At 48.7% G+C, this 26,063-nt stretch carries 25 protein-coding genes and 2 pseudogenes; 13 read left to right on the forward strand and 14 right to left on the reverse strand.

All coding sequences use genetic code 11. The features are described 5' to 3' along the window. The first annotated feature begins 8 nt into the window (after positions 1–8). From PS053_RS03805 to PS053_RS03825, 5 genes are all read left to right on the forward strand, one after another. Positions 9–1,175 (forward strand): ABC transporter substrate-binding protein, encoded by a 1,167-nt coding sequence (locus PS053_RS03805; RefSeq protein ID WP_256878987.1) that lies wholly within the window; start codon positions 9–11, stop codon positions 1,173–1,175. Continuing rightward, positions 1,148–2,683, forward strand: coding sequence for an ABC transporter permease family protein (locus tag PS053_RS03810; RefSeq protein WP_256878946.1), 1,536 nt, complete (start codon positions 1,148–1,150; stop codon positions 2,681–2,683). The genes PS053_RS03805 and PS053_RS03810 overlap by 28 nt, the downstream gene beginning before the upstream one ends. Then, positions 2,683–3,336, forward strand: a complete 654-nt coding sequence (locus tag PS053_RS03815) for an ATP-binding cassette domain-containing protein (protein ID WP_000946667.1) — start codon at positions 2,683–2,685, stop codon at positions 3,334–3,336. The genes PS053_RS03810 and PS053_RS03815 overlap by 1 nt, the downstream gene beginning before the upstream one ends. A gap of 66 nt (positions 3,337–3,402) precedes the next feature. Next, positions 3,403–4,701 carry a thiosulfate sulfurtransferase YnjE gene (gene ynjE / locus PS053_RS03820; protein WP_059216352.1) on the forward strand — a complete coding sequence of 433 codons (1,299 nt, stop codon included), beginning with the start codon at positions 3,403–3,405 and terminating at the stop codon, positions 4,699–4,701. A 5-nt stretch (positions 4,702–4,706) separates the two neighbouring features. Then, the gene (locus PS053_RS03825) at positions 4,707–5,054 is read left to right on the forward strand and encodes a hypothetical protein (RefSeq protein ID WP_223274210.1); all 348 of its coding nucleotides are present in this window, start codon (positions 4,707–4,709) and stop codon (positions 5,052–5,054) included. Positions 5,055–5,346: 292 nt separating this feature from the next. Here PS053_RS03825 and PS053_RS03830 read toward each other — a convergent pair whose 3' ends face one another. Further along, positions 5,347–5,988, reverse strand: a complete 642-nt coding sequence (locus PS053_RS03830) for a CDP-alcohol phosphatidyltransferase family protein (protein WP_000886989.1) — start codon at positions 5,986–5,988, stop codon at positions 5,347–5,349. 86 nt (positions 5,989–6,074) lie between these two features. On the opposite strand from PS053_RS03830, the gene PS053_RS03835 reads away from it, so the two are divergent. Further along, positions 6,075–6,488, forward strand: coding sequence for a pyrimidine (deoxy)nucleoside triphosphate diphosphatase (locus PS053_RS03835; RefSeq protein ID WP_000781856.1), 414 nt, complete (start codon positions 6,075–6,077; stop codon positions 6,486–6,488). Here PS053_RS03835 and PS053_RS03840 read toward each other — a convergent pair. After that, positions 6,448–6,720, reverse strand: coding sequence for a YnjH family protein (locus PS053_RS03840; protein ID WP_059225257.1), 273 nt, complete (start codon positions 6,718–6,720; stop codon positions 6,448–6,450). The genes PS053_RS03835 and PS053_RS03840 overlap by 41 nt on opposite strands. Positions 6,721–6,956: 236 nt before the next feature. Between PS053_RS03840 and gdhA the strand changes: the two genes are divergently transcribed. Then, positions 6,957–8,300: an NADP-specific glutamate dehydrogenase gene (gene gdhA, locus PS053_RS03845; protein WP_000373001.1), complete on the forward strand. Its 1,344-nt coding sequence runs from the start codon at positions 6,957–6,959 to the stop codon at positions 8,298–8,300. A 179-nt stretch (positions 8,301–8,479) separates the two neighbouring features. On the opposite strand, the gene topB is transcribed toward gdhA, so the two are convergent. From topB to PS053_RS03860, 3 genes are all read right to left on the reverse strand, one after another. Beyond that, the gene (gene topB / locus PS053_RS03850) at positions 8,480–10,435 is read right to left on the reverse strand and encodes a DNA topoisomerase III (protein WP_054410946.1); all 1,956 of its coding nucleotides are present in this window, start codon (positions 10,433–10,435) and stop codon (positions 8,480–8,482) included. Positions 10,436–10,439: 4 nt separating this feature from the next. Further along, positions 10,440–11,483, reverse strand: a complete 1,044-nt coding sequence (gene selD / locus PS053_RS03855) for a selenide, water dikinase SelD (RefSeq protein WP_002462270.1) — start codon at positions 11,481–11,483, stop codon at positions 10,440–10,442. A 116-nt stretch (positions 11,484–11,599) separates the two neighbouring features. After that, entirely contained in the window at positions 11,600–12,151 is a 552-nt protein-coding gene (locus tag PS053_RS03860; protein ID WP_256878945.1) for an NAD(P)H nitroreductase, read from the reverse strand. 161 nt (positions 12,152–12,312) lie between these two features. Here PS053_RS03860 and sppA point away from each other — a divergent pair, with 161 nt between their 5' ends. The 4 genes from sppA to pncA all read left to right on the forward strand — a co-directional run bounded on the left by sppA (position 12,313) and on the right by pncA (position 16,797). Then, positions 12,313–14,169 carry a signal peptide peptidase SppA gene (sppA, locus tag PS053_RS03865; RefSeq protein ID WP_025238904.1) on the forward strand — a complete coding sequence of 619 codons (1,857 nt, stop codon included), beginning with the start codon at positions 12,313–12,315 and terminating at the stop codon, positions 14,167–14,169. A 119-nt stretch (positions 14,170–14,288) separates the two neighbouring features. Continuing rightward, on the forward strand, positions 14,289–14,999 hold the full coding sequence (locus PS053_RS03870; RefSeq protein ID WP_025238903.1) for an SIMPL domain-containing protein: 711 nt from the start codon (positions 14,289–14,291) through the stop codon (positions 14,997–14,999). A gap of 132 nt (positions 15,000–15,131) precedes the next feature. Beyond that, the gene (gene ansA, locus PS053_RS03875; RefSeq protein WP_059216358.1) at positions 15,132–16,148 is read left to right on the forward strand and encodes an asparaginase; all 1,017 of its coding nucleotides are present in this window, start codon (positions 15,132–15,134) and stop codon (positions 16,146–16,148) included. A 10-nt stretch (positions 16,149–16,158) separates the two neighbouring features. Next, on the forward strand, positions 16,159–16,797 hold the full coding sequence (pncA, locus tag PS053_RS03880) for a bifunctional nicotinamidase/pyrazinamidase (RefSeq protein WP_125059297.1): 639 nt from the start codon (positions 16,159–16,161) through the stop codon (positions 16,795–16,797). A 531-nt stretch (positions 16,798–17,328) separates the two neighbouring features. On the opposite strand, the pseudogene PS053_RS03885 reads toward pncA, so the two are convergent. From PS053_RS03885 to msrB, 8 genes and pseudogenes are all read right to left on the reverse strand, one after another. Further along, positions 17,329–18,464: pseudogene (locus PS053_RS03885) on the reverse strand (ISAs1 family transposase). A 236-nt stretch (positions 18,465–18,700) separates the two neighbouring features. Continuing rightward, positions 18,701–19,213: a hypothetical protein gene (locus PS053_RS03890; RefSeq protein ID WP_059238049.1), complete on the reverse strand. Its 513-nt coding sequence runs from the start codon at positions 19,211–19,213 to the stop codon at positions 18,701–18,703. Positions 19,214–19,255: 42 nt separating this feature from the next. Further along, positions 19,256–19,729 (reverse strand): annotated as a pseudogene (locus PS053_RS03895) (ISAs1 family transposase); the annotation flags it as partial. Positions 19,730–19,976: 247 nt separating this feature from the next. Further along, entirely contained in the window at positions 19,977–20,411 is a 435-nt protein-coding gene (gene tnpA, locus PS053_RS03900; protein ID WP_256878986.1) for an IS200/IS605 family transposase, read from the reverse strand. 140 nt (positions 20,412–20,551) lie between these two features. After that, a complete protein-coding gene (locus PS053_RS03905; RefSeq protein ID WP_256878944.1) occupies positions 20,552–21,097 on the reverse strand; it encodes a hypothetical protein in 546 nt (181 codons plus the stop codon). 172 nt (positions 21,098–21,269) lie between these two features. Continuing rightward, positions 21,270–21,716 carry a hypothetical protein gene (locus tag PS053_RS03910; RefSeq protein ID WP_235588449.1) on the reverse strand — a complete coding sequence of 149 codons (447 nt, stop codon included), beginning with the start codon at positions 21,714–21,716 and terminating at the stop codon, positions 21,270–21,272. Between the two features lie 487 nt (positions 21,717–22,203). Beyond that, positions 22,204–22,476, reverse strand: coding sequence for a YeaC family protein (locus PS053_RS03915; RefSeq protein WP_002462272.1), 273 nt, complete (start codon positions 22,474–22,476; stop codon positions 22,204–22,206). Between the two features lie 41 nt (positions 22,477–22,517). Next, positions 22,518–22,931: a peptide-methionine (R)-S-oxide reductase MsrB gene (gene msrB, locus PS053_RS03920; protein WP_001284621.1), complete on the reverse strand. Its 414-nt coding sequence runs from the start codon at positions 22,929–22,931 to the stop codon at positions 22,518–22,520. A 341-nt stretch (positions 22,932–23,272) separates the two neighbouring features. Between msrB and gapA the strand changes: the two genes are divergently transcribed. Together gapA and PS053_RS03930 are read left to right on the forward strand one after the other, a co-directional pair. Beyond that, complete coding sequence (gene gapA, locus PS053_RS03925) at positions 23,273–24,268, forward strand: glyceraldehyde-3-phosphate dehydrogenase (RefSeq protein WP_000153502.1); 996 nt, start codon at positions 23,273–23,275, stop codon at positions 24,266–24,268. 83 nt (positions 24,269–24,351) lie between these two features. Next, on the forward strand, positions 24,352–25,236 hold the full coding sequence (locus tag PS053_RS03930) for a D-hexose-6-phosphate mutarotase (RefSeq protein WP_059234843.1): 885 nt from the start codon (positions 24,352–24,354) through the stop codon (positions 25,234–25,236). Positions 25,237–25,312: 76 nt separating this feature from the next. Here the strand turns inward: PS053_RS03930 and PS053_RS03935 are convergent, their stop codons facing one another. After that, on the reverse strand, positions 25,313–26,059 hold the full coding sequence (locus PS053_RS03935) for a MipA/OmpV family protein (RefSeq protein WP_000040215.1): 747 nt from the start codon (positions 26,057–26,059) through the stop codon (positions 25,313–25,315). Between the last annotated feature and the right edge of the window lie 4 nt (positions 26,060–26,063).

The raw sequence follows: 26,063 nt of genomic DNA on the forward strand, positions 1-26,063 counted from the left end.
GAGAGATGATGCGCCATTGTGTATGGTTGCTGGGATTGTTATCGCTGTTTTCTTTGGCAACCCATGCCAGTGACTGGCAGGAAATTAAAAATGAGGCCAAAGGGCAAACCGTCTGGTTTAACGCCTGGGGCGGCGACACCGCGATTAACCGCTATCTCGACTGGGTTAGCGGCGAGATGAAAACCCATTACGCTATAAACCTGAAGATTGTTCGTCTGGCGGATGCCGCAGACGCGGTGAAGCGCATTCAGACCGAAGCTGCTGCCGGACGTAAAACGGGCGGCTCGGTGGATCTGCTCTGGGTGAACGGCGAAAACTTCCGCACCTTAAAAGAGGCCAATTTACTGCAAACCGACTGGGCAGAAACGCTTCCCAACTGGCGTTACGTCGATACACAACTGCCGGTACGGGAAGATTTTTCTGTGCCAACCGAAGGGGCTGAATCGCCCTGGGGCGGCGCACAACTGACCTTTATTGCCAGACGCGACCTCACGCCACAACCACCACAAACGCCGCAAGCGTTGCTGGAATTTGCCAAAGCCAATCCTGGTACGGTCACTTATCCGCGCCCACCGGACTTTACCGGCACCGCGTTTCTTGAACAGTTGCTGATCATGCTGACGCCAGAGCCCGGCGCATTAAAAGAAGCGCCGAACGATGCAACTTTTGCCCGCGTTACTGCGCCGCTATGGCAATATCTCAATGCGCTGCATCCGTATTTGTGGCGTGAGAGCAAGGATTTCCCGCCCTCTCCCGCACGAATGGATACCCTGTTGAAAGCGGGCTCGTTGCGCCTGTCGTTGACCTTTAACCCTGCTCACGCGCAACAAAAAATAGCCAGTGGCGATTTGCCTGCCAGCAGTTACAGCTTTGGCTTTCGCGAGGGAATGATTGGCAACGTACATTTCGTCACTATCCCCGCCAACGCTAATGCCAGCGCGGCGGCAAAAGTCGTCGCTAATTTCCTGCTCTCTCCTGATGCACAACTGCGTAAGGCAGACTCGGCTGTCTGGGGTGATCCATCCGTTCTCGATCCGCAGAAACTGCCTGACGGACAACGCAAAACATTACAAGCACGAATGCCGCAAGGTCTGCCGCCGGTACTGGCAGAACCGCACGCAGGTTGGGTAAATGCGCTGGAACAAGAATGGCTACGCCGTTACGGTACGCATTAATCTTTCTGCTATGGGGTGTGATGGCGGCGATCTACGCGCCGCTGATCCTGGCTGTTTTCACACTGGCAACGCCGGCTATGTCACTGACAAACTGGCAGGTATTATTTGCCGATCCACAGTTACCACAGGCGCTACTTGCGACGCTGGTTTCAACGTCTATTGCGGCAGTGGGCGCCTTGCTTATTGCCCTGCTGGTAATTGTGGCGCTATGGCCTGGCGCAAAATGGCTGCGCTTGTGCGCTCGTCTGCCGTGGCTACTTGCCATCCCACACGTCGCATTTGCCGCCAGCGTCCTGCTACTGTTTGCAGAAGGCGGTCTGGTGTATGACTATTTCCCTTTTCTCACCCCGTTGATGGACCGCTACGGCATCGGTCTTGGTATTGCCCTGGCGGTAAAAGAAAGCGCCTTTCTGTTGTGGATCTTGTCTGCGGTACTCAGCGAAAAACGTCTGTTGCAACAAGTGATTGTACTGGATTCTCTGGGCTACAACCGCTGGCAATGTCTGAACTGGCTGTTGCTGCCCTCCGTCGCTCCCGCACTGGCTATGGCGATGCTGGCGGTTGTGGCATGGTCGCTGTCGGTTGTGGATGTGGCGATTATCCTCGGCCCGGGCAATCCACCGACGCTGGCGGTAATAAGCTGGCAGTGGTTAACCCAGGGCGATACCGACCAACAGACGAAAGGCGCGCTTGCCTGCCTGCTGCTCATGCTGTTACTCGCCGCCTGCGTTTTGCCTGGCTATTTACTGTGGCGCGCCTGGCGGCGCACTATTCCCCGGGAAGATGGCATTCGCCAGCGTACTACTCCCTTACTTCCCGGCAAAGCTCTGGCACAGTTCTTACCGCTTACTGGCGTACTCTGTTTATTGTTACTGGCGATCCTCGCGGATCGGTCGACGATCAACAACGAAGCCTTGTTTAATAGTCTGGAGATGGGGCTGGTCGCGACATTCATCGCTGTAATCATATTGTTGCTGTGGCTGGAATGGGGGCCGCAACGTCGGCAGTTCTGGATCTGGCTGCCTATATTATTACCGGCGCTGCCGCTGGTCGCAGGTCAGTACACATTGACGCTGTGGCTGTATCTGGATGGTAGCGAGTCGGCCATAGTCTGGGGGCACCTGCTGTGGGTGATGCCATGGATGCTGTTTATTCTACAACCTGCCTGGCAGCGCATCGACTCGCGGTTAATTCTGATTGCGCAAACGCTGGGCTGGTCACGTGGTAAAATATTCTTTTATGTAAAATGCCCGTTAATGCTACGCCCTGCGCTTATCGCATTCGCTGTCGGTTTTTCAGTGAGTATTGCGCAATATATGCCGACGTTATGGTTGGGCGCGGGACGCTTCCCGACGTTGACTACCGAAGCCGTAGCGTTAAGCAGCGGCGGCAGCAACAGTATTCTTGCCACCCAGGCGCTATGGCAACTGCTGTTGCCGCTATTGGTTTTTGCCCTCACCGCTTTAATGTCAAAATGGGCCGGTTACGCCAGACAAGGACTCCGCTAATGCTTCGCGTAAAAAATGTTTCACTGCGTTTGTCTGAAACCCCTTTGCTGGCAAACGTCAACTTTACGGTAGATAACGGTGACATTGTCACGTTAATGGGCCCATCAGGCTGCGGCAAATCAACCCTGTTTTCGTGGATGATCGGTGCGCTTGCCGGGGAGTTTTCCTGTAGAGGCGAGTTATGGCTTAATGAGCAACGCATCGACGCTCTGCCCACTGCCCAACGCCAGATTGGCATTCTTTTCCAGGATGCGCTGTTATTTGACCAGTTCAGCGTCGGGCAAAATTTGTTGCTGGCGCTACCGTCGACGCTCAAGGGGACAGCGCGGCGCAATGCCGTGAATGATGCGCTTGAGCGTGCGGGGCTAAGTGGAACTTTCCATCAGGATCCCGCAACTCTGTCTGGCGGGCAACGCGCACGCGTTGCCTTGCTACGCGCCCTTCTCGCCCAACCCAAAGCATTACTACTTGATGAACCGTTCAGCCGTCTTGACGTAACTCTGCGTGATAATTTTCGTCAGTGGGTATTTAATGAAGTTCGCAAACTGGCGATCCCCGTCGTTCAGGTAACCCACGATCTTCAGGATGTTCCCGCCGATAGTCCCGTTCTGGATATGACGCAATGGTCAGAAAATTACAACAAGCTGCGATAACGCAAAGTTTTTCCTGATACGTCAGTTCAGAATGACGCACTCAAAACTACAATGTCGGGATTTTCGATGAAACGTGTTTCTCAAATGACCGCGCTGGCAATGGCTTTAGGGCTGGCTTGCGCTTCTTCGTGGGCCGCTGAACTGGCGAAGCCTCTTACACTTGACCAGCTTCAACAACAAAATGGCAAAGCGATAGATACTCGCCCCAGCGCGTTTTATAACGGCTGGCCCCAAACCTTAAATGGCCCTTCCGGTCATGAACCTGCCGCCTTAAATCTTTCTGCGAGCTGGCTCGACAAAATGAGCGCCGGACAACTCAATGAATGGATCAAGCAACATAACCTGAAAACCGATGCGCCGGTAGCGTTGTACGGAAATGACAAAGATGTCAAAGCCGTCAAATCACGCCTTCAGAAAGCAGGCTTCACAAAAATCTCCACCTTAAGCGACGCCCTTAGCAATCCTTCCCGATTGCAAAAACTACCGCACTTTGAGCAGCTGGTTTACCCGCAATGGCTGCACAATTTGCAACAAGGGAAAGAAGTTACGGCGAAACCTGCTGGCGACTGGAAAGTCATTGAAGCGGCCTGGGGCGCACCGAAACTTTATCTCATCAGCCATATTCCCGGCGCCGATTACATCGATACCAATGAAGTGGAAAGTGAACCGCTGTGGAATAAAGTCTCTGATGAGCAACTGAAAGCGATGCTGGCAAAACACGGCATTCGTCATGACACCACTGTTATTCTTTATGGTCGCGACGTTTATGCAGCAGCGCGCGTGGCGCAGATTATGCTCTACGCAGGAGTGAAAGATGTACGCCTGCTGGACGGCGGCTGGCAAACCTGGTCCGACGCGGGTCTGCCCGTTGAGCGCGGTACGCCACCAAAAGTGAACGCGGAACCGGATTTCGGCGTGAAGATCCCGGCACAACCGCAACTGATGCTGGATATGGAGCAAGCGCGTGGCCTGCTGCATCGCCAGGATGCATCGCTGGTCAGCATTCGCTCCTGGCCGGAATTTATCGGCACTACCAGTGGCTACAGCTATATCAAACCAAAAGGTGAAATTCCGGGCGCACGCTGGGGACACGCAGGCAGCGACTCAACCCATATGGAAGATTTCCATAATCCAGACGGTACGATGCGCAGCGCCGATGATATTACCGCTATGTGGCAAGCATGGAATATCAAACCGGATCAGCAAGTCTCGTTCTACTGCGGCACCGGCTGGCGTGCGTCAGAAACCTTTATGTACGCACGGGCAATGGGCTGGAATAACGTCTCCGTGTATGACGGCGGCTGGTACGAATGGAGCAGCGATCCGAAAAACCCGGTAGCAACGGGCGATCGTAAACCGGAATAGCGAAAGTGCCTCTGTCGGGTAACGGCGTTACCCGACATGACCTGGAGAGTTCTCCCGATTGTGCAGGCTATTTTTCACTGCCACCGGAGTATCCCGGCAACTCATGGATTAAGGATAATCAATACATGATAAGTGAACAACGGCTTAATGACATCGCAACTCTCGCACTGGTATTGCTGGTGATCCTGCCAATCATCGCTGGTATCAGCGTGGCACTAAATAGTTGGCAGAAACATAATGCCGGGCCGGACTATGTAGGTAAGCACTGGCGCGTTTGGCGTGATGCGATTCTGGCGATTGTTATCAGTGCCGGCGTTGGCTTTCTGCTTTTCATCGCATGGCTGACAAGTTAACCCCTTCTAAATTTAGCTGTTTATCTTTTTTCCTGTTAGCTGGAATAAAGGGCCCGACATGTATGTTTCAATTCCCTTCTTTCACGCCTTTATTGGCTATGTCGTGATATTTCCTCTACTGGCAAGCCTCATCGTCGCTATTTTGGTATGGCGAAGAATCAAAGCCGCTGAGGAGAGTTCCAGCAAAACGCGCTGGATTATCTGGACCATTTTGCTCATCTCAGGGCTCACGCTCGTGGTCTGTGTTTTTCTGGGTTTAGCTTTTTTGATCATAACGACCCGATAATCGCATTTATTGCCCTCTATCGCTTTTTTGTCGTTCCTCATATCCTCTCAGCGTCAGATAACCACTCCACACTCGCGTAAATGTCGTCATCCAGCAGAGCGCGCCAAAAATCCACGCAAACCACGGAAAATGTGTCGGAAAGAGACAGCTCAGCACAAACAGCAAAATCGTCTCGCTGCCTTCTGTTAGTCCGCCCAGATAGTAAAACGATTTATGTGCATAGCCCGGATTATCAATCGGGTGCTTCGCCGCCAGCGCCGCAAAGGCAAGAAAACTGCTGCCTGTGCCAATAAATGCGAACAGCAGCCAGCCGCCCGCCAGCGCGTTTTGTTCCGGTGCAGCGAGAATAAACCCGAACGGCACCAGCGCATAAAAGAGAAAATCCAGCGAGATATCCAGAAAACCTCCCGCGTCGGTTAACCCTCTGCGCCGGGCCAGCGCACCATCCAGACCATCAAGAAATCGGTTCAGCAAAATGGCCATCAGCGCTGGCAGATACCAGCCAAGTGCCAGAAACGGTAACGCCAGCACGCCGATGGCAAACCCCGTCAACGTTAAACCATCAGGGGTAATTGCAGGTTTATCCAGTAGTCGTACACATTGGTGCAACAACGGTTTTATTCGCGGATGAAGATGGCGGTCTAGCACAGGTACTCCTTACATATAAAGCCCTTCTGATTGGGCAACTCTGCGGATATTATGGCATTTTTCACTTATCTGCCCGTGTGTAATTTATGAAAATGATTGATGTTGTTGCCGCCATCATCGAACGTGATGGCAAAATTTTACTCGCGCAACGCTCCTCCCAAAGCGATCAGGCGGGATTATGGGAATTTGCCGGAGGGAAAGTGGAAGCAGGAGAAAGCCAACCACAAGCGTTGATACGCGAGTTACGCGAAGAGCTGGGTATCGACGCGACCATTGGTGAATATATTGCCAGCCATCAGCGGGAAGTTTCGGGTCGGATGATTCATCTCCATGCCTGGCACGTACCGGCGTTTTTCGGTACGTTACGGGCGCACGAACATCAGGCACTGATCTGGTGTCTGCCAGAAGAGGCATTGCAACATCCACTAGCCCCTGCTGATATTCCGCTACTTCAGGCGTTTATGGCTTTACGCGCCGCCAGACCAATGGATTCGTACTAAGGGTTTTGTCATCCCGCTGGCATTGCAACAAAACGCCTTCCGCCTTAATTACTGCTCCTTCAGAATAATTTTGATCCTGATAAACGCAGCACTGATTACAGGGCTGCGCAGACTGTCCAACTGAACTAAACACCTCCGCCGGCACATTAACTTCTACGTCCGAACGATTATACGGGTTAGCCAGCGCCAGGAGCGGAAATGCCAACACGACAGCGAACAATGCTCGACTCACAGGAAACTCCTTAGTTTTTGTTATCTCTGCTACTGATAACGGTAGCCTGGCGGCAAAACTTTAGCGTCTGAGTCATTGCATTTGGTGATGAGATTCATCTCGTTATTAATTTGCTTTCCGGTGTCATTTTTTTCTTGCTTAACGTCACATTCTTGATGATATAGTCGAAAACTGCAAAAGCGCTTTACGCACACAACACAAACACAATCGTATTAATATATAAGGGTTTTATATCTATGGATCAGACAAATTCTCTGGAGTCATTCCTCAACCATGTCCAAAAGCGCGACCCGAATCAAACCGAGTTCGCGCAAGCCGTTCGTGAAGTAATGACCACTCTCTGGCCTTTTCTTGAACAAAATCCCAAATATCGCCAGATGTCGTTACTGGAGCGTCTGGTTGAACCAGAGCGCGTGATCCAGTTTCGCGTGGTATGGGTTGACGACCGTAATCAAGTACAGGTCAACCGCGCATGGCGTGTCCAGTTCAGCTCCGCCATCGGCCCGTACAAAGGCGGTATGCGCTTCCACCCATCAGTAAATCTCTCCATTCTCAAATTCCTCGGTTTCGAACAAACCTTCAAAAATGCTCTGACTACCCTGCCGATGGGCGGAGGTAAAGGCGGTAGCGATTTCGATCCAAAAGGAAAAAGTGAAGGCGAAGTGATGCGTTTCTGTCAGGCGTTAATGACCGAGCTGTATCGTCACCTGGGTGCAGATACCGACGTTCCGGCGGGCGATATCGGCGTTGGTGGCCGTGAAGTCGGCTTTATGGCAGGGATGATGAAAAAGCTCTCCAACAACACCGCCTGCGTCTTTACCGGTAAGGGGCTTTCTTTTGGCGGCAGCTTGATTCGCCCGGAAGCCACCGGTTACGGTCTGGTTTATTTCACAGAAGCGATGCTGAAACGCCACGGTATGGGTTTTGAAGGGATGCGCGTTTCCGTTTCAGGTTCCGGCAACGTCGCTCAGTACGCTATCGAAAAAGCGATGGAATTTGGCGCACGCGTAATTACCGCATCAGACTCCAGCGGCACCGTGGTTGATGAAAGCGGATTTACCAAAGAGAAACTGGCACGTCTTATTGAAATCAAGGCCAGCCGTGACGGTCGCGTAGCAGATTACGCCAAAGAATTTGGTCTGGTCTATCTTGAAGGCAAACAGCCGTGGTCCGTGCCGGTTGATATCGCCTTGCCATGTGCGACCCAGAACGAGCTGGACGTTGACGCCGCACATCAGCTTATCGCCAATGGCGTTAAGGCGGTCGCCGAAGGGGCAAACATGCCTACCACCATCGAAGCGACCGAGCTATTCCAGCAGGCAGGCGTACTATTTGCACCAGGTAAAGCGGCTAACGCTGGCGGCGTAGCAACATCGGGGCTGGAAATGGCGCAAAACGCTGCGCGTCTGGGCTGGAAAGCCGAGAAAGTTGATGCGCGTTTGCATCACATCATGCTAGATATCCACCATGCTTGTGTTGAACACGGCGGCGAAGGAAAGCAAACCAACTACGTACAAGGCGCGAACATTGCCGGCTTTGTGAAGGTTGCCGATGCTATGCTGGCGCAAGGGGTGATTTAAGTCATCAGACAACTTTGCCGGATGAGGCGTGAAAGCCTTGTCTGGCCTACGAAAATCTTCTGAATCTGAGAACAGATATCTGTAGGCCTGATAAGACGCGCAAGCGTCGCATCAGGCATTTGTGCCGGATGCGGCGTGAATACCTTATCCGGCCTACGAAAACCTTCTGCATTAACGCATTATATTATCGCTCCATTACCGGCCTCTTCCGATGGCGGGCTTTTTTTCGACGTTCGCTTGCGCGGTGAAGCCTTTTTCTTCTCTTCACCACTGCCCGGGGCCACTATGCCACGAAACTGCCGTACCGGTGTACGTTTTGCCTGATCAATCAACTGATACAACGTTCCCACCAGCGGCTGCATAAAGTCCTGGTAGCGACACTGTTTTTCGCTGATTTGTGTCAGTACCGATTCCCAGTGCGCGGTCATATCCGGTCGCGTGGCCATTTCAGGCAACGAATGGAATAACGCTTTTCCGGCGTCAGTGGAGTGGATATAGCGCCCTTTTTTGGTCAGGAAGCCACGCTTGAACAGCAGTTCAATAATCCCGGCGCGAGTCGCTTCTGTCCCCAGCCCATCGGTGGCACGAAGGATCTTTTTCAGATCTTTGTCCTGCACAAAGCGCGCGATCCCGGTCATTGCCGAAAGCAGCGTCGCGTCTGTGAAATGACGTGGCGGCTGGGTTTGCCGCTCCACCACTTCACCTTTCTCGCACAGCAGCTCATCGCCCTTCGCTACTACAGGCAGCGGCGTACCGTCGTTTTCTTCATCGCGCTCTTTGCTACCTAACAGCGTACGCCAACCTGCTTCAGCAAGAAAACGGGCTTTCGCAACAAATTTGCCTTTGGCGATTTCCAGTTCGATAACACATTTACGGAACACGGCATCCGGGCAGAATTGCATCAGATACTGACGGGCAATCAGGCTATAGATCTTCGACTCGTTCTCCGTCAGGTTGATGGCAGAACTGCGAGCGGTCGGGATGATAGCGTGGTGCGCATCCACCTTTTTGTCATCCCAGCAGCGATTACGTATATCCGGGTCAACTACTGGCTGTGGCAGAAGATCCGGCGCATGAACGCCGATGGCATTCATCACCGCATGACGTCCGGCGAAATGTTCTTCCGGCAAATAACGACAATCGGAACGCGGATAAGTAATCAGCTTGTGGGTTTCGTACAATTTCTGACAGATATCAAGCACGTTCTGCGCACTCAGCCCAAAACGCTTTGCCGCTTCAATCTGTAATGTCGAAAGCGAAAACGGCAGCGGTGCTGATTCTGATTCCCGTTTATCGTTATAGCTGGTGACAATCGCTGGCTGACCACTGATGCGGTTAACCACATGCTCCGCCAATGGACGATGCAACAAGCGCCCTTCTTCATCCTGGTACGGCTCACACGCTTCGCTCGGCTGCCAGATAGCGGTAAACCGCTCATCGGCAGGCGTCACAATATGCGCTTTGACTTCAAAGAAATCTTTCGCCACAAAGTGTTCAATTTCTTCGTCGCGGCGCACCACCAGCCCAAGCACTGGCGTCTGTACGCGCCCAACGGAAAGCACGCCCTGATAACCCGCATTACGTCCCAGAATGGTGTACGCACGAGTCATATTGATGCCGTACAACCAGTCGGCACGCGCCCGCGCCAGCGCAGACACGCACAACGGTACAAACTCGCTGTTGGAACGAAGACGCTCAATCGCCCGTTCAACGGCCTGCGGGTTCAGGTCGTTAATTAAACAACGCTGAACTTGCTGGCGCTTTTCCGGCGCCAGTTGCAGATAATCCAGCACTTCATCTACCAGCAATTGCCCTTCACGATCCGGGTCTCCGGCATGAATGACTTCGCTGGCTTCGTGCAAAAGGCGTTTGATGACGTTAAGTTGTTTAGTCACGGAAGGCCGCGGCTGCAACTGCCACTTTTCCGGGACAATCGGCAGATCCGCCAGATTCCAGCGCGCATAGCGGCTGTCGTAGACATCTGGCTGCGCCTGCTCAAGCAGGTGACCAATACACCAGGTCACCACTTGACCATTGCCGCATTCGATAAAGCCATCGCCTTTACGGTGCGGTTTCGGCAAGACATCGGCAATAGCGCGCGCCAGACTCGGTTTTTCGGCAATAAACAACCGCATTGAATTAACGGATCTCAACCATGGCACGACCACCACGCGCAGGCACCAGCTCGCCAATCGCCGTCAGTTCAATACCAAATTCGGCTGCGGTAGCTTTAACCTCGTTTTCTGCTTCTGGCATAACAGCCAGCAACAAACCGCCGGAAGTTTGCGGATCGCACAGCAGATCACGCACTTCACGCGGCATTTCGCCCATCAGATGACCGTAGCTGGCGAAGTTGCGTTCGGTGCCGCCAGGCACTGCGCCCAGCTTAATGTACTCTTCTACGCCCGGCAGTTTCGGAATTGCTTCGTAGTTCACGCGCGCCTGGACGCCTGCACCCTGACACATTTCACTCAAATGCCCCAGCAGACCAAATCCCGTGACGTCGGTCATCGCTTTTACGCCTTCAATGTTGGCAAAGGAGGCGCCTGCGATGTTCATTCGGCACATGACTTCCGTCGCCAGGCCCTGATGTTCCGGCTTCAGCAGTGATTTCTTCTCGGCAGTGGTGAGAACGCCAATTCCCAGCGGTTTAGTGAGGAACAATTTGCATCCGGCCTGTGCGGTACTGTTTTTCTTCACTCGTTCAGTTGGGACGATCCCCGTCACTGCCAGACCGAAAATCGGTTCCGGGGCATCAATGGAGTGACCGCCTGCCAGCGCAATCCCCGCCTGACGGCATGCATAACGACCACCTTCGGTCACTTCACGAGCAATTTCCGGGGAAAGTTTACTAATCGGCCAGCCGAGGATCGCAATCGCCATAATCGGTTTACCCCCCATCGCGAAGATATCGCTGATGGCGTTAGTCGCAGCAATACGACCAAAATCGAAAGGATTATCAACGATCGGCATAAAGAAGTCGGTGGTGCTGATAACGCTGGTGCCATTGCCCAGATCGTACACCGCCGCATCGTCGCGGGTTTCATTACCCACAAGCAAATTCGGATCAACAAACTTCGCCTGCTCGCTGTGCAGGATGGTTTCCAGCACTTTTGGGGAAATTTTACAGCCACAGCCAGCGCCGTGGCTGTATTGGGTCAAACGAATCGAGTTCTCGCTCATGGACATCTCCTGTCAATGCAATCCGGGTATGGTAACCCTCATTCCGTGACGTGATAAGTGAGAGTGTCTGAATTCCTGCGCCTTTGCTCACAATCCAGACAGTTTCGCGGTTATTATCAGAAATAAGTCACAAACGGCGTTGGGTCCGGGACGTTTATCGACGAGGACGCTTTCAGTTGCGGCGTACCGAGGTAGAGGAATCCAACAATTTTATCCTGCTTCCGACAACCGAATGCTTCGCGCACTACCGGGCTTTCAGTTAACGCACCACTGCGCCAGATGCCGCCAAACCCCTGGGCGATCGCCGCCATTTGCATTGCCATCACCGCGCATCCGGCAGACATTTCCTGTTCCCAGCGCGGGACTTTATGATTTTCTTCACATTTCGCCACCACCGTTATGATGAGCGGTGCACGGAACGGCGCATTACGGGCTTTGTCGATAGCTTTGCCATCGCTACCGGCAGCAATCGCTCCCTGCTCCAGAACAGCGCTGAAACGCTCGCGCCCTTCCCCTTCAATCACAAAAAAATGCCACGGTTGCATGGACTTATGATCTGGTGCTCGCATCCCGGCGCGCAGGATGTTTTGCAGTTGCTCACCCGTCGGAGCGGGTTCTGCCAGGCGGGAAGCGCTACGGCGATTGATCAATAGTTCGAGTGCATCCATTTGATTAACTCCTGTCGTGATGTTTATTCACAAAATTAACACGAGAGCGGATTTTGTTACAGCACAGTCCGCGATTCCTGCTGACAAGTGCCGATTGGGTCATTACGATAACCACATCTAGCGCGCCTGCGACAGGTGTAATGTTTAGTCTGGGAGAATACATGCGAACCCTTTGGCGATTTATTGCCGGATTTTTTAAATGGACATGGCGTCTGCTGAACTTTGTCCGTGAGATGGTACTCAATCTGTTCTTTATTTTTCTCGTGCTGGTTGGCGTGGGGATCTGGATGCAGGTGAGTAATAGTGATACTAAAGAAACTGCTGGCCGCGGCGCATTGCTGCTTGATATTTCCGGCGTTATCGTCGATAAGCCTGACAGTTCACAACGCTTTAGCAGATTAAGCCGCCAGTTGCTTGGCGCCAGTTCCGATCGTCGACAGGAAAACTCGCTGTTTGACATCGTTAACACCATTCGCCAGGCAAAAGATGACCGTAACATCACCGGCATCGTAATGGATCTGAAAAACTTTGCGGGTGGCGATCAACCTTCAATGCAATACATTGGCAAAGCCCTGAAAGAGTTTCGTGACAGCGGTAAACCGGTTTATGCCATTGGCGAGAATTACAGTCAGGGTCAATATTATCTCGCCAGTTTCGCCAACAAAATTTGGCTGTCTCCGCAAGGTGTGGTCGATCTGCACGGCTTTGCCACCAACGGTTTGTACTACAAGTCGTTGCTGGATAAGTTAAAAGTTTCCACCCATGTGTTCCGCGTCGGTACGTATAAATCTGCCGTAGAACCGTTTATTCGTGATGATATGTCCCCTGCGGCCCGTGAAGCTGATAGTCGCTGGATTGGTGAACTGTGGCAAAACTATCTCAACACCGTTGCCGCTAACCGCCAGATCCCTGCTCAGCAGGTATTCCCTGGCGCGCAAGGTTTGCTTGATGGTTTAACCAAAACCGGCGGCGATACTGCGAAGTACGCGCTGGATAACAAACTGGTCGATGCGCTGGCATCAAGTGCCGAAATCGAAAAAGCGCTGACCAAAGAGTTCGGCTGGAGTAAGGCAGATAAAAATTATCGCGCCATCAGTTATTACGATTATGCACTGAAAACGCCGGCTGATACCGGCGACAGCATTGGAGTGGTATTTGCCAATGGCGCAATTATGGATGGCGAAGAAACTCAGGGGAATGTTGGCGGCGATACCACTGCGGCGCAAATCCGCGACGCTCGTCTGGACCCGAAAGTAAAAGCGATTGTTCTGCGCGTAAATAGTCCTGGCGGCAGCGTTACAGCTTCTGAGGTGATTCGCTCTGAACTGGCGGCAGCCAGAGCCGCAGGCAAACCAGTGGTTGTGTCAATGGGCGGCATGGCGGCTTCCGGTGGTTACTGGATCTCGACGCCTGCCAATTACATCGTGGCAAACCCAAGCACCCTGACAGGTTCCATCGGTATCTTCGGCGTAATCACCACCGTAGAAAACAGTCTGAATTCGATTGGTGTGCATACTGATGGCGTCTCTACGTCCCCACTCGCGGATGTTTCCATTACCAAAGCTCTGCCGCCGGAGGCGCAGCAGATGATGCAGTTGAGCATCGAGAACGGTTATAAGCGCTTTATCACGCTGGTTGCCGATGCGCGTAAGTCAACGCCGGAGCAGATTGATAAAATAGCCCAGGGCCACGTCTGGACTGGTCAGGATGCGAAGGCCAACGGTCTGGTTGATAGCCTCGGTGATTTTGATGATGCGGTTGCCAAAGCGGCGGAGCTGGCCAAACTGAAGCAGTGGCATCTGGAATATTACGTTGATGAACCCACCTTCTTTGACAAAGTGATGGACAACATGTCAGGTTCAGTTCGGGCGATGTTGCCAGAAACGTTCCAGGCCATGCTGCCTGCACCGCTGGCCTCAGTGGCTTCGACCGTGAAAAGCGAAAGCGACAAACTGGCGGCCTTTAACGATCCACAAAACCGTTACGCATTTTGTCTCACCTGCGCCAACGTGCGTTAGGTCCTGCAATTACGTGGCCGATATGCTGTCGGCCACGCTCCTGATTCGGACTATTTTTCAATAACAGCCTCAACTACATTCATTGCCTCATTCATTTTGCATCTGATAAGGAATCATCAGTGAATAAGGCACCTTCATTAATTGCCGCTATTGTCCTTGGACTGGGGATCAGCGCCTGTGGTTATTTCGTCGGCGATGGTGTTAAACATTTAAAAACCAATAACCGTTATGTCAACGTACGGGGGCTTTCGGAAAAAGAAGTATTAGCCGATACCGCAGAATTAAACATTGCCATTACACAAAAAGGCAATGTTCCGACAGAGCTTTTTCCTAAACTGGAAGACGCGCAGAATAAAATTGTTGCAGAGTTCAAAGCGCTGGGCATTAGTGACAAAGAGTTAAGTCTGGGTCAATGGACCATCAAACGGACGGATTCCTTTTATCTCAAAGATGATCCAACGTTGCCTCGCTATAATGCTGACGGCTCGATCGCAATAAAAACCCATAACATTGCAGCGATGAAAAAAGTGGTCGCTACACTTAACGAATTACAGATCTCGACGGATGGCGCTATTGCTGATAGTAAAATTGCCTATCGTTTTAATGGTATCGGCGCACTTCGTGCAGAGATGATTGCCGCCGCAACAAAAGACGCGCGAAATGCAGCGCTACAATTTGCGACAGATTCAGGTAGTCAGGTTGGTTCAATTAGCGACGCATCACAAGGTGTCTTTCAGATCCTCGCCAGCGGCAGTGACGAGGACGATCCCGCCGCAATGAATAAAACGGTCCGGGTAGTGACAACTGTGACCTATGAGCTGGTGGATTAATCAGAACCGCTTCAACGGAACGTCATTCCAGGCGTTCCGTCGCGCTTTCCTTCTCTCTGCATAGTATCCAGGTGCGCTTACCGTCCCTCGCGTATATACTTTCGCTCTTTCGATATCATTCATATCAATATCATGCAAAAGAAATCAATTTATGTTGCCTACACGGGCGGAACCATCGGAATGCAACGTTCCGAGCAGGGATATATTCCGGTGTCGGGCCATCTGCAACGCCAGTTGGCGCTGATGCCAGAATTCCATCGCCCGGAGATGCCAGATTTCACCATTCATGAATATACGCCGCTGATGGACTCTTCTGATATGACGCCAGAAGACTGGCAACATATCGCTGAAGATATTAAAGCGCATTATGACAACTACGATGGTTTTGTCATTTTGCACGGCACCGATACTATGGCGTACACCGCGTCTGCGCTCTCGTTCATGCTGGAAAATCTTGGTAAGCCCGTCATAGTGACCGGGTCACAGATCCCGCTGGCAGAACTGCGCTCCGATGGACAAATTAATTTGCTGAATGCGTTATATATTGCCGCTAACTATCCGATTAATGAAGTAACGCTTTTTTTCAATAATCGTCTGTATCGCGGCAACCGCACCACCAAAGCTCATGCTGATGGTTTTGATGCTTTCGCCTCACCAAATCTCCCTCCGTTACTGGAAGCGGGTATCCATATTCGTCGTTTGAATACACCACCTGCCCCGCACAGCGAGGGGCCATTGATCGTTCATCCGATTACCCCACAACCAATCGGCGTGGTAACAATTTATCCAGGGATTTCTGCTGACGTCGTGCGTAATTTCCTCCGTCAACCAGTGAAAGCGTTGATACTGCGCTCTTACGGCGTGGGCAATGCGCCGCAAAACAAAGCTTTCCTGCAAGAATTACAAGAAGCCAGCGATCGTGGGATTGTAGTGGTTAACCTGACACAATGTATGTCCGGTAAAGTCAATATGGGAGGGTACGCCACCGGCAACGCGCTTGCCCATGCTGGAGTTATTGGCGGCGCGGATATGACAGTAGAAGCCACGCTAACCAAACTACACTATCTGCTTAGCCAGGAACTGGATACCGAAACTATTCGCAAGGCCATGAGCCAAAACCTGCGCGGCGAACTGACGCCAGATGATTAAGGAGACTGTAATGACCCATCGCGCCCTGTTACTGGTCGATATACAAAATGATTTCTGTGCTGGTGGCGCGCTTGCTGTTCCAGAAGGCGACAGCACTGTAGATGTCGCCAATCGCCTGATGGACTGGTGTCAGTCACGCGGAGAACCGGTTATCGCCAGTCTGGACTGGCACCCGGCTAATCACGGCAGCTTTGCCAGCCAGCACGGTGTAGAGAGTTATACTCAGGGCCAACTTGACGGCTTGCCGCAAACTTTCTGGCCAGATCACTGTGTGCAAAACAGTGAAGGCGCGCAATTGCATCCGTTACTGAAGCAAACAGCGATCGCAGCAGTGTTCCATAAAGGTGAAAACCCTTTAGTCGACAGTTACAGCGCCTTTTTTGACAATGGTCGTCGGCAGAAAACCGCACTCGATGACTGGTTACATAACCATGAAATCAATGAATTGATCGTTATGGGTCTGGCTACTGATTACTGCGTAAAGTTCACTGTACTGGACGCGTTGCAACTAGGTTATAGCGTAAATGTCATCACCGATGGTTGTCGCGGCGTGAATATCCAGCCACAGGACAGTGCGAACGCGTTTATGGAGATGTCAGTTGCAGGTGCAACGTTGTATACGCTGGCGGACTGGGAAGAGACGCAGTGATAATTTTTTAGGATAAATAAGATCTCCTGGATTGAATGCAGACTTAATTTAGCACCGGATATAAATTAAGTCTGTTTTTTTAGAACACAATGCCTACTATTATCTGAAAATAATAAAAAACACCCCGAGCCACAATAATTAAGGCAAGAATTTTCCATAATATCAAGCCGTTATATTTTATAGCACTACAAAACACTGCACAAAGAGAAAGCGGGGTATAAATGATATATAAAAGCATTACCAATAAAGATAAATATCCAGCGATATCTATATCAATGGTGGCGTGTAACATTTGATAATTAAGGGTATAAAAAAATAACCCCATCATCATCGATGGCAAAATTGCCGTTATCCAGTAAGTAAAACTAAGAGGATAATCCCCCTTCAACCAACGAATGAATACTTTTAGACAATGCATCTAAGTTACTCCAGATTCACCACTTATAGCCCATATCATTATTTTCAAGTACAGCGATACTTTCTTTAAATCTGATTATTTCTCCTGCATCTGACTTATAATACAGGGCAAGATTACGAAAGCCCGCTCCCCGCAAGGACTGATGCGAGGTAGTTTCTGTCCATGGCTGCTTTTCGCATCTTACATCTTAACCCAGCCTTGAATACCTTATCTTTCGTCAAAATATTAATTACAATATGTCTTATCTCTGAAAATAATTCTGCTGCGTTTCCTCTTCTTATTTTGCAGTCGTCTTCATTCATTAGCACGTCCAGACGCCAGTGCAGCTTATTCTCCACGTGCCAATGATTTTGGATCGCTGTGGCGAACTTCTCTGCGGTTAAATCAGCAGAACTGATATAATATCTGACCATCATTTCTGGCTCTTTCTTTTGTTCTGCTATTATTGACCGAAAAGAGACTGCCACGCATAATTTCTTCAGTCCTTTCCATTCAAACGTGAAATCAATAAGTTCATCAAGGACATCGCAAACAATATGAAGACGGGTTTCTTCTCTGCCGTGACTTTTTCACTCATTGCGTAACTGTCATGATCTGGATTATTTAATTCTTTCAGCGGGAATCTTTCCTCAAAGGCTTTATTAAGTCGACCTTGATTTCCTTTTACAGCGAATAAATAATCACCTCCCTGTTTTTGTCTCTTCTCTGCAATATCTTTCTGGCAACCCATCGCATCAGTTGTGATAATTTTTCCTTTAATATCCAGCATGTTAAGAAGTTCAGGGATAGCTGTAATCTCACTGGATTTCTCATCCGTCTTGATCTGTCCGATGAGCAGACTGTGTATTGTTGAGAACGCACTAATGACATGAATCGCTCCCCTGCGACGACTCTTGTCATAAGAGTGTCGAAGTGTTTTTTCATCAATTGCAATGATGTCTTTATCATCTGAAGAATGACATTCACGTATCCAGTTAATAAAGCACTCGTGAAATTTTGCAGGACTGATACAGGATACAACTCTGGCAATGGTATCGTGAACAGGAATACCATTTTCAAAATCACCATATTGCTTCAAAAAATCAAGATGTGTTTCCCCGAAATCCTCTATATCTTCCCAACCTTCTGCACCAGAAATAACGGCGCAAATAGTCAATAGTAGAATATCTGACAATTTATATTCCACTTTCCAGACTCGTCTGGAATCGGGAATAATAGAAATATGTTCCATCAATTTTTTAAGTTCCATTTTGTTTTCCTTAATTATGCAAGGAGTATTTGATCATGTATAAGCAATAAAAAACAGCTTTAGGTAATGAGGAACATCTCAATTTTTAAACATTTAATGCGAATTATTTAGTACAAAAAAAGCAGCGTTACGTGATCTTTCCCTGAGGAACTACTATAATTCATTAGAAGTGGCGTTATATCATAATCTTTTAAAGGGATTGTTATGATCTAGCCCCAACATTATATATATGATTTTTATTCTTTTATATAGCGGTCAAAACCTTTACAAACAAAAGAACCATCAGGACGTAATATCTCCATTCCTAAAATAGAACTAAATTTAATTTCACCATTTATTTTTATAAAACCGAAAAAATATCCCGCAGCGCCATCATCATCACACATTTTTCTTATCTTCTCAGGTGTTAAAAAAGTGACTTTCCAAACGCAACCATTGTTAGGGAAATTATTTATATTGGGATAATTATCTATAAACTGTTTAGATGACTCATAATCACCAGGATTTCCCCGATTGAAAATAATCTGCGTGGCGTGTTTCATAATATTATTTATCTGATTATTTTCTTCATAATATGGAAGTTTATCTTTTAGCTTTTCCGTAGCCATTTTTTTTACATAACCAAAGTTATCTGAAGAAGAAAAAAAACCAGTAACAAGCGAATCAATCTCCCCACGTTTGAAACAATTAGTTTCATCGGCAAATGCACATGATGAACATAAGAAAATAAAAAATAAAATAGCTTTCATACATCTCCAAAATCATTAGCGTGTATTAGCATTACCAGATGTTAATTCAGGGATAGCAGTAATCTCACTGGATTTCTCATCAGTCCTGATCTGTCCGATGACCAGACTGTGCATTGTTGAGAACGCACTAATGACATGAATTGCTCCCCAGCGACGACTCTTGTCATAAGAGTGCCGGAGTGTTTTTCCATCAATTGCAATGACGTCTTTATCATTTGATGAGTGGCAGTCACGCATCCAGTTAATAAAGCACTCGTGAAATTTTGCAGGACTGATACAGGATACAACTCTGGCAATGGTATCGTGAACAGGAATACCATTTCCAAAATCACCATAGTGCTTCAAAAAATCGAGATGCGTCTCACCGAAATCCTCTATATCTTCCCAACCTTCTGCACCAGAAATGACGGCACAAATAGTCAGAAACATAATATCTGACAATTTATGTTCCACTTTCCAGGCTTGTCTGGAATCGGGAATAATAGAAATATGTTCCATCAATTTTTTAAGTTCCATTTTGTTTTCCTTAATTATGCAAGGAGTATTTGATCATGTATAAGCAATAAAAAACAGCTTTAGGTAATGAGGAACATCTCAATTTTTAAACATTTAATGCGAATTATTTAGTACAAAAAGCGTACTTCTGATGATCTTTCCCTGGCCTACGGCACACGGTGATCTTTCCCTGGTAAAAGACCACCTCCTGAGGAGGTGGCTTTTCAGAATGCCCCCTATAAGGGGGGCGAATGTCATATTCCGTTTTCTACTCTGGCAACTCCATCTGCTGTTCATGTGTTTGTTCCTTCTTTTCCTGATGCCTCACATATCGTCTGATAATTTCTTCGTTCACGCCTACTGTATCGACAAAGTAACCCCGCGACCAAAAATGGTTTCCCCATAACTTCTTCCTGATATGCGGGAATCGATTGTAGAGCCTGATTGCACTGCGACCTTTCAGGTGCCCCATCAGAGTAGATATTGAGATTTTTGGCGGCACTATTACGACAAGATGCACATGATCTGGCTGTACATTTAACTCCAGAACCTCGCAATCTTTTATTCCGCAAAGAATATAGATGGTTCTGTACAGCTCCTTGCCCAATTTATCCCTCAGGATCCTAAAGCGGTACTTTGGCGTCCAGACTATGTGATATTTGCAACGCCAATATACATGTGATGAACTTCTGTAAAGCCCCATGTCAGTTTGTTTCCTTTTACTTGTGGTGAGTAAGCAGAGATATTCCGACATGGGCATTCTTCAGGCTATAGCCTTACAGGATCAATCACCACCTCCCCAGGAGGTGGTTTAGGGATAACAATAAAATGCGGTTCAGATAATTATCGGGCATTTAATGGATAGATATCATAACCCGCAATATCAGGAAGCGAATCCGTAGCCCAGGGGGCATTCCTTCGACTATCGTAGAGAATGTATTTCCCCTGCCACTCTCCTATTCTCTCGACGTTCCTGATGACCAGTAATGTATTATTTTTGCCAAACCAGACTGCCTCCGGTGCATTCTTTTCCGCAAAGCAAAAACCTTGTGGCACCTTTTTTTGTTCGTCAGTTTCTTTTACTCCAGTCACCAGACAACCGCTGATATACGGTGGGCCATAACTAAGAGCAAAAATAAGCGCATAATTGACACATTTCGCCAGCACCAATTCTCCTGATTTAATACTACCATCCAGAAATGCAGGAGTAATAATGTTATCGAAAGCCAGGTAAGGCGTATCGCCATCAATAGTTTTTAGTGACAACAAGGTTACTTCTTTTTCTTCGGTAATGGCGCAGTTCTGGAGATTATTGATTGTTGCTGACAGACAACGTGTGGAGATAAAAATTGATAAAAATAATACTTTTGAAATATATGTTTTTTTCATTTTGACTCACCACTTGTAATCCGCATATGGTTTGCATATAAAGGTGAATACATTTCTGGCGAAAAATCATTAACAAATAACAATATATCTGCCAGTACTCTGTATGGTAAGTTGTACTCTCTTTAGCATAGAATAGACTCACAGTCAGTAAATAGCTACTGATAAAATATTTTCAGTCTTCAATATGAATTGTGAACGTTTTATCAATTTTTATACCCGGGGATGATGTTCCATACGTACTTCCCTCAAGTCTAACGGTAATATTTTGCTTGCTATTAATCTTTCCTTTTATTTCGATTGTTTCACACATATGACTCCAGTCATCCGTCTCTCCGGCACACTTTACGCTTATACCGTCGTTTTTAACGGTGAATGTATCCTCTTTCCGCGGATAAGGTAATAATATGTATTTCTCAGTGTCATATATTCCTGCCGATGAAGGTTGTATTGTATAAGCCAGTATAAAAATCAATCCTCCTGATATATTAACTTTTTCGTCATACATAGTACCAAATTTAGCTGACGGCAGTTCATTGGGAATATAATGCATACTTCCTGAACAAGAAACCATCAATGGTAAAGCCGCAATCAACAAATAATCTAACTGTAATTTCATCATATTGTTAGTGTTTCTATTAACACCACTCCCTGAGCCCACCTCTGTGTGTGCTATACCTATACTCTCCAGCCACACTACCGTCATACCCTGAAGTGTGATTAACGCGTTCTGCACCGTTGCATTCTAACGAGTCGTTCTATCCTGTTACACGCTATCAATGGCGACAACTGTACAATTCGGAATTCATAAAGATAACGTCCTGTTGCAGGATACGTTTTACCGCTCCTCTCATCCTCTGGTATCACCGAGTACTAAAAAACCTTTACCCGCAAAAACGCTTTTATGATTACCTCCTGAAATAGAGCCCTTCAATAAGGATATGCGAAAAAGAAAAATTCAGGAGTAATCCATGCTTAACGAAAAATGAGTTTCAGAGGACTTAAAGGCTATCGGAAATATTTAAGAAGACAAACAAAATCAGCGATCAGTCGGGTAATAAGTATCAGGCGATCCCCTTTATCAATTATCGATACAGGGGACAATTCACTCACTTAAACATGGCAATCGGCTTCGCCGAGATACCAAAATCCTCTTTCAATTGCTGTTTGCTTTTCATGACCATCTGACCGTTTGTGTCGATTGTCATATGCTGTGCTTCGGTATTATTGCGGGCTTGCCACAGCATCACCAGTTGTAGACAGTTCTCTTTTTGTTCTTCGGTCAGCGCAACACCATCGGGCCATTTTCCCAGTTCAACGGCGGTCGATAAACGCAGATAAATCTCTGGCGTCATGCTGTTGATAATATCATCAAGATTCATAATTTTCCCGCTCCTGTGGAATAAGTTGCTGAATCGTTTTTTCAACCGTTAATTTCTTCGCCGTTTTCGCCATCGGTAAAGCGCAACGATGCCGAGTTAACACAATACCGTTCACCTGTTGGCTGTGGCCCATCGGGGAAGACGTGGCCCAAATGAGCATCACAGTTACCGCAACGAATCTCAATACGCTGCATACCGTGTGACAAGTCTTTGATATAACGAATAGATTTCTCACTCACTGGCTCGTAGAAACTCGGCCAGCCGCAGCCAGAATCATATTTAGACTGGGAGTGAAACAGAGGAGCATCGCAGACCAAACAGTGGTAAACGCCGTCACGCTTGTTATGCAATAAACGACCAGTAAATGGCGGCTCCGTCCCGTGATTCTGCGTCACGTAAAACTGCATCTCGGACAAATTTTTTTTCAGTTCTTCTGCAGAAGGTTTGTTAGCCATTTGCTCACATCTCTCTTTAGTCACGCTCACATTACGTGACCAATACTAACAAAACATTAACACTATCTGGCAAAATTTTGTTCTAAACTTGATCTCAGCGAAATGGCTGTGCCTGAATTGTGATAAAAATCACATTTTTATCACAACTGCCCTTTAAAATTCGGGGCGCCGCCCCCATGTGGTCTCAAGCCCAAAGGAAGAGTGAGGCGAGTCAGTCGCATAATGCTTAGGCACAGGATTGATTTGTCGCAATGATTGACACGATTCCGCTTGACGCTGCGTAAGGTTTTTGTAATTTTACAGGCAACCTTTTATTCACTAACAAATAGCTGGTGGAATATATGACTATCAAAGTAGGTATCAACGGTTTTGGCCGTATCGGTCGCATTGTTTTCCGTGCTGCTCAGAAACGTTCTGACATCGAGATCGTTGCAATCAACGACCTGTTAGACGCTGATTACATGGCATACATGCTGAAATATGACTCCACTCACGGTCGTTTCGACGGTACCGTTGAAGTGAAAGACGGTCATCTGATCGTTAACGGTAAAAAAATCCGTGTTACCGCTGAACGTGATCCGGCTAACCTGAAATGGGACGAAGTTGGTGTTGACGTTGTCGCTGAAGCAACTGGTCTGTTCCTGACCGACGAAACCGCACGTAAGCACATCACTGCTGGTGCGAAAAAAGTGGTTATGACTGGTCCGTCTAAAGACAACACTCCGATGTTCGTTAAAGGCGCTAACTTCGACAAATATGCTGGCCAGGACATCGTTTCCAACGCTTCCTGCACCACCAACTGCCTGGCTCCGCTGGCTAAAGTTATCAACGATAACTTCGGCATCATCGAAGGTCTGATGACCACCGTTCACGCGACTACCGCTACTCAGAAAACCGTTGACGGCCCGTCTCACAAAGACTGGCGCGGCGGCCGTGGCGCTTCCCAGAACATCATTCCGTCCTCTACCGGTGCGGCTAAAGCTGTAGGTAAAGTACTGCCGGAACTGAACGGCAAACTGACTGGTATGGCGTTCCGCGTTCCGACTCCGAACGTATCCGTTGTTGACCTGACCGTTCGTCTGGAAAAAGCGGCAACTTACGAGCAGATCAAAGCTGCCGTTAAAGCCGCTGCTGAAGGCGAAATGAAAGGCGTTCTGGGCTACACCGAAGATGACGTAGTATCTACCGATTTCAACGGCGAAGTTTGCACTTCCGTGTTCGATGCTAAAGCGGGTATTGCTCTGAACGACAACTTCGTGAAACTGGTATCCTGGTACGACAACGAAACCGGTTACTCCAACAAAGTTCTGGACCTGATTGCTCACATCTCCAAATAAGTTGAGATGACACTGTGATCTAAAAAGAGCGACTTCGGTCGCTCTTTTTTTTAGCTGATGAAATGAAGTTAAAGGACTGCGTCATGATTAAGAAAATTTTTGCCCTTCCGGTCATCGAACAAATCTCCCCTGTCCTCTCCCGTCGTAAACTGGATGAACTGGACCTTATTGTGGTCGATCATCCCCAGGTAAAAGCCTCTTTTGCATTACAGGGCGCACATCTTCTCTCGTGGAAACCTGCGGGTGAGGAAGACGTTCTGTGGTTGAGCAACAATACCCCGTTTAAAAATGGTGTCGCCATTCGCGGCGGCGTGCCGGTTTGCTGGCCGTGGTTTGGCCCGGCGGCACAGCAAGGCCTGCCTGCACACGGTTTTGCCCGTAACCTGCCGTGGACGCTGAAATCGCATAATGAAGATACCAATGGTGTGGCACTGACTTTTGAACTGACACAAAGTGAAGAGACGAAAAAATATTGGCCGCACGACTTTACGCTGTTAGCACATTTCCGCGTGGGTAAAGTCTGTGAAATCGATCTTGAAGCACATGGCGAATTTGAAACTACCTCAGCCCTGCATACCTATTTTAACGTGGGTGATATTGCTAAGGTCAGCGTCAGCGGCCTGGGCGATCGTTTCATTGATAAAGTAAATAATGCGGAGGAAGGCTCGCTGGCTGATGGTATTCAGACATTCCCGGATCGTACCGACCGCGTATATCTGAATCCGCAAGATTGCAGTGTGATTAATGACGAAGCGTTGAATCGTATTATTGCCGTAGGCCATCAGCATCATCTGAACGTCGTTGGCTGGAACCCTGGCCCGGCGCTTTCTGTCAGCATGAGCGATATGCCGGATGATGGCTACAAAACTTTCGTCTGCGTAGAAACGGCTTATGCCTCAGAAACTCAAAAAGTCACCAAAGAGAGACCTTCCCACCTGGCCCAATCGATTCGCGTTGCCAAACGTTAAGTTACGCATCACCGTAATGCAAAACAGGGCGTGACGCCCTGTTTTTGTGCATAAAATGCCCTGAAAAGAGGCACTATCAGAATTTGTAGGTGATCCCGGTAGAAATCAGACCCGTCCAGGATTTATCCACCATCGGGCTGTCGGTAATTTCATCAGACAGACGGGTGTAACGCGCGGTGCCGTAAACACTCCAGTTGTTGAGGAAATTGTAGCTGGCGCTCAGCTCCAGATATGGGTTCCAGCTATCATTCGGGTTATAGCCACGCAGCCCACTGCGCGCGGACTCTTTGCGTGATACACCGTAATAGTATTCGTTCTGGTTTTCGCTGTTCCACTGCACACCGATACCCGGTGTCACGGTCAGACCGCCATTGGTGTAACGGTACAACCAGGCCATATCCCAGATCATACCGTTGCTGTTATCCAGCGTATCGCCAGCCAGAGTGGTACGCAGGTAGCCGTACTGGGTAAAGTGAGCGTAAGACAGACCCGCCATCATAGTGCTCTTGCGATCATCCAGATGACGTAGCTGGTAATTGTCGCTGTCTTTCGCTTTGAAGTAGAGCGGCGACCAATAAGCGGTAATTGATAGTTTATCCGTTGCATCATTCCACAGGTAGTATCCCCCACCCAGGCCACGGAACCAGAAGTTATCGCCTTCATAGTTGATTACTGGTACCGGATAAACATCGGTGTCGTAATCCTTATAAGGGTGTTCAACGACACCGACACCTGCGCCCAGAGAGAAATTACTTTCCGCATGTACTGCGCCTGCAGACGTCGCGATAAGTACTCCAAGTGCCAGAAGTTTGAGCTTGCTCACAATT

It is taken from the genome of Escherichia albertii (assembly GCF_028622335.1).
Taxonomy (GTDB): Bacteria; Pseudomonadota; Gammaproteobacteria; order Enterobacterales; family Enterobacteriaceae; genus Escherichia; species Escherichia albertii.

Bases quoted from the DNA above. Each gene is read 5' to 3' on its own strand.
- PS053_RS03890 (WP_059238049.1), bottom strand. From the start codon at position 19,213: ATGAAAGCTATTTTATTTTTTATTTTCTTATGTTCATCATGTGCATTT.
- PS053_RS03835 (WP_000781856.1), top strand. From the start codon at position 6,075: ATGAAAATGATTGATGTTGTTGCCGCCATCATCGAACGTGATGGCAAA.
- tnpA (WP_256878986.1), bottom strand. From the start codon at position 20,411: ATGGGGCTTTACAGAAGTTCATCACATGTATATTGGCGTTGCAAATAT.
- PS053_RS03805 (WP_256878987.1), top strand. From the start codon at position 9: ATGCGCCATTGTGTATGGTTGCTGGGATTGTTATCGCTGTTTTCTTTG.
- PS053_RS03910 (WP_235588449.1), bottom strand. From the start codon at position 21,716: ATGATGAAATTACAGTTAGATTATTTGTTGATTGCGGCTTTACCATTG.
- sppA (WP_025238904.1), top strand. From the start codon at position 12,313: ATGCGAACCCTTTGGCGATTTATTGCCGGATTTTTTAAATGGACATGG.
- topB (WP_054410946.1), bottom strand. From the start codon at position 10,435: ATGCGGTTGTTTATTGCCGAAAAACCGAGTCTGGCGCGCGCTATTGCC.
- PS053_RS03815 (WP_000946667.1), top strand. From the start codon at position 2,683: ATGCTTCGCGTAAAAAATGTTTCACTGCGTTTGTCTGAAACCCCTTTG.
- PS053_RS03905 (WP_256878944.1), bottom strand. From the start codon at position 21,097: ATGAAAAAAACATATATTTCAAAAGTATTATTTTTATCAATTTTTATC.
- selD (WP_002462270.1), bottom strand. From the start codon at position 11,483: ATGAGCGAGAACTCGATTCGTTTGACCCAATACAGCCACGGCGCTGGC.
- ynjE (WP_059216352.1), top strand. From the start codon at position 3,403: ATGAAACGTGTTTCTCAAATGACCGCGCTGGCAATGGCTTTAGGGCTG.
- gdhA (WP_000373001.1), top strand. From the start codon at position 6,957: ATGGATCAGACAAATTCTCTGGAGTCATTCCTCAACCATGTCCAAAAG.
- pncA (WP_125059297.1), top strand. From the start codon at position 16,159: ATGACCCATCGCGCCCTGTTACTGGTCGATATACAAAATGATTTCTGT.
- PS053_RS03860 (WP_256878945.1), bottom strand. From the start codon at position 12,151: ATGGATGCACTCGAACTATTGATCAATCGCCGTAGCGCTTCCCGCCTG.
- PS053_RS03930 (WP_059234843.1), top strand. From the start codon at position 24,352: ATGATTAAGAAAATTTTTGCCCTTCCGGTCATCGAACAAATCTCCCCT.
- ansA (WP_059216358.1), top strand. From the start codon at position 15,132: ATGCAAAAGAAATCAATTTATGTTGCCTACACGGGCGGAACCATCGGA.
- gapA (WP_000153502.1), top strand. From the start codon at position 23,273: ATGACTATCAAAGTAGGTATCAACGGTTTTGGCCGTATCGGTCGCATT.
- msrB (WP_001284621.1), bottom strand. From the start codon at position 22,931: ATGGCTAACAAACCTTCTGCAGAAGAACTGAAAAAAAATTTGTCCGAG.
- PS053_RS03915 (WP_002462272.1), bottom strand. From the start codon at position 22,476: ATGAATCTTGATGATATTATCAACAGCATGACGCCAGAGATTTATCTG.
- PS053_RS03810 (WP_256878946.1), top strand. From the start codon at position 1,148: ATGGCTACGCCGTTACGGTACGCATTAATCTTTCTGCTATGGGGTGTG.